Origin of the sequence: Cetobacterium sp. (assembly GCF_048470075.1) — a bacterium.
Lineage (GTDB): Bacteria > Fusobacteriota > Fusobacteriia > Fusobacteriales > Fusobacteriaceae > Cetobacterium_A.
Map to the genome: position 1 here is coordinate 1 of NZ_DBGBQB010000181.1, position 2944 is coordinate 2944.

3 protein-coding genes and 1 riboswitch are annotated in these 2944 nt (G+C 31.1%); all 3 genes read left to right on the top strand.

The annotated features are described in order from the left end of the window. Positions 1 to 191 precede the first annotated feature (191 nt). On the top strand, positions 192 to 785 hold the full coding sequence (locus tag ACMOUI_RS06550; RefSeq protein ID WP_418964924.1) for a sigma-70 family RNA polymerase sigma factor: 594 nt from the start codon (positions 192 to 194) through the stop codon (positions 783 to 785). 300 nt (positions 786 to 1085) lie between these two features. Continuing rightward, the gene (locus tag ACMOUI_RS06555; RefSeq protein ID WP_418964925.1) at positions 1086 to 1565 is read left to right on the top strand and encodes a nucleoside deaminase; all 480 of its coding nucleotides are present in this window, start codon (positions 1086 to 1088) and stop codon (positions 1563 to 1565) included. Continuing rightward, positions 1552 to 1651, top strand: a riboswitch (purine riboswitch). Its footprint overlaps the gene before it by 14 nt. An 8-nt stretch (positions 1652 to 1659) precedes the next feature. Continuing rightward, on the top strand, positions 1660 to 2944 hold a 1285-nt coding region (locus ACMOUI_RS06560; protein WP_418964926.1), incomplete at its 3' end, for an NCS2 family permease.

Sequence of the window (2944 nt, forward strand, 5' to 3'; positions counted from 1 at the left end):
CCTTTATGTTATACAAAAATACTCTCTTTTTAGTTCGCCTTACAAACACTAGCTTTCCTATTTTCAAAAAATGTGTTTATATATCAAAAAATAAATAAAAAAAGAAAAATTTGGAATATTTATTTTATTTTACTTTTTTGATATCATTACAGAGTAAGAAACATATCAAAAGAAAGTCGGGGGACGAGACCATGATAGAAATTAGAGACATTAAATTAGCACAACAAGGTGATGAGGAAGCTACTGAAAAGATTTTCCACGAATATCAAAGCTCTATTTTAAGAAATAACCGTAAGTTTTTCTTAAAAGGTGCTGAATCAGATGATTTACTTCAGGAAGGTTATATCGGCCTTATGAAAGCGATTAAATCTTATGATGAAACAAAAAATGCATGTTTTAACACTTTTGCAAATCTATGTATTAGAAGACAGATTATAACAGCTGTAAAAACACATAGCTCTGCTAAATATCAAAATTTAAACTCTGCCGTTATGGGAGAGGAGTATGTTGGATTTGAGGAGGTTACTAAATATAACGCTCCATCTATTAACTTTTATAATCCAGAAGAGATTGTTTTAGGAAAAGAGTTAGTAAAACTTTTAGAAACTTTTTTAGTTGAAAATCTAAGTGATTTAGAGAAAAAAGTGTTCTATTATTTATGTAAGGAGTATACATATATCGAAATTTCTGAAACATTAGATGAAACTCCAAAAAAAATCGATAACACAATTCAAAGAATAAAAAAGAAAATACTTAGCTATTTAGGAACTTATGTTGGAAAATAGTTAACTAAATAGAAGTGTGAGCTTAAGTCTCACACTTTTTTACTTTATCACATAGAGTTTTTATGTCATTTTTTCACTCAGATATTAGGATATTAATATTTTAATTGACAAATGTAATTTTTTCGGATATTATTATCTTATAAATTAAATAAAAATTGCATTTTAGTGCAGTATGGCGCCCACAAGAGACTCATCAGGTTGTTCAATAACAACTCATCTTGCTAGGGTGAAGTGTATTGTTATCAAAGGTAATCCTAGGATTACCTTTTTTTATTTATTATTTATTAGGAGGTTTATATTATGGATCACAAATTTTATCTAAGAAGATGCATTGAAATTGCAGATGAAGCTGTTGTCAATGGAAACAACCCCTTTGGAGCACTTCTAGTGAATTCTAAGGGAGAGATTATTGTTGAATCAGGAAATATTGAAATTACTGAAAAAGACTGCACAGGACATGCTGAAACAAGCGTTATGAGAAAAGCTACTAAACTTTATTCAAAAGAATTTTTGTGGGATTGTACTCTTTATACTACAGCTGAACCTTGTTGTATGTGTACTGGTGCTATCTATTGGGGAAATGTTGGAAGAGTAGTCTTTGGAATAACTGAAAAACAACTTCTTGAATTAACAGGTAGTCATGAAAAAAATCCTACTTTTGATATTCCTTGTAGAGAGATCTTAGCCAAAGGACAAAAAAATATTGAAGTCATTGGTCCTATTGATGATAAGAAGTTACAAGAGGAGATAGTTAAGATACACAGAACTTTCTGGAAATAGATTGTTTAGTATAAAATTGATAATAGGGATCAAAAGTTTCTACAGGCAGCCGTAAATTGCCTACTACTAAAAAAATCGGAGGAATTCAAAAACAATGGAAAAAGTATTAAATAAAGATCTTAAAATAAAAGCATATAATATGATAGATAGTTATTTTCAAATAACTGAGAGGGATAGTAGTTTAAAAAGAGAGCTTTTAGGAGGATTTACAACATTTCTTACCATATCTTATGTTATCTTTGTTAATCCAACTATTCTTGCCTTAACTGGAATGGATAAAGGTGCTCTTGTCACTGTAACATGTCTAGCAACGGCTATTGGATCTATTTTGGGAGGAGTTTTGGGAAATGTGCCAATTGCTCTTGCTCCTGGTATGGGGTTAAATGCATTTTTTACGTTCACTCTTGTTATGGGAAATGGTTTAAGTTGGCAGGATTCTCTTGGAATCGTTTTTTTATCTGGAGTATTCTATTTAGTTTTAGCCTTTGGTGGTATAAGAGAAAAAATAATTAGTGCAATTCCTAAAAGTTTAGGTATTGCTTCTACAGTTGGAATAGGACTATTTCTATCTCTAATCGGTTTAAAAAGCATGGGTGTAGCTATTCCAAACGCTAGCACATTAGTGGCTTTTGGAGAGATTACAGTCCCCGTTGCCCTATCTATTTTAGGATTATTTTTAATGTTCATATTTGATTTAAAAAAGGTTAGAGGTGGAATGCTTATCAGTATTGCTATTGTCTCCATTTTAGGAGTAGCTTTTGGGGTTGTTAGTTTACCTGAAACAATCCTGTCATCTCCTCCAAGTATTGCTCCAGTGGCTATGAAACTTAACATTATTAATGTTTTAAAGCCATCTCTTTTAGGTGCAATATTCTCATTTATGTTCATCGATCTTTTTGATTCTTTAAGTGTTCTTTTATCTTGCTATAAAGAGATTCCCTTTAGAAATGAGGAGGAAAGAAAAAAAGGTCTTGGTAAAATGCTCTATGCAGATGTTCTTTCAACTATGATAGGTTCTCTCCTTAGAACAAGCACTGTTACAACTTATGGGGAATCAGTTGCTGGAATTACAGCTGGAGCTAGAACAGGATTAGCTTCAATTATTACAGGTATATTATTTCTACTTTCACTTTTTGTTTCACCCCTAGTTGAAAGTGTCCCTGTATTTGCTGTTGCTCCATCTTTAGTTATCGTTGGAATCTTTATGTTTAGAAAAGTTTCATACTTAAATTTTAAAGATATGAAAGAGGCTATTCCAGCTTTTATGACAATTATTCTTATGCCTATGACGCATAGTATAGCTATAGGTCTAAGTTTTGGATTTATCTCATATATCATCATTAATGCGGTTTGTAAAGAGTATAATAAAATATCTAAAA

Bases quoted from the DNA above. Each gene is read 5' to 3' on its own strand.
- ACMOUI_RS06555 (WP_418964925.1), top strand. From the start codon at position 1,086: ATGGATCACAAATTTTATCTAAGAAGATGCATTGAAATTGCAGATGAA.
- ACMOUI_RS06550 (WP_418964924.1), top strand. From the start codon at position 192: ATGATAGAAATTAGAGACATTAAATTAGCACAACAAGGTGATGAGGAA.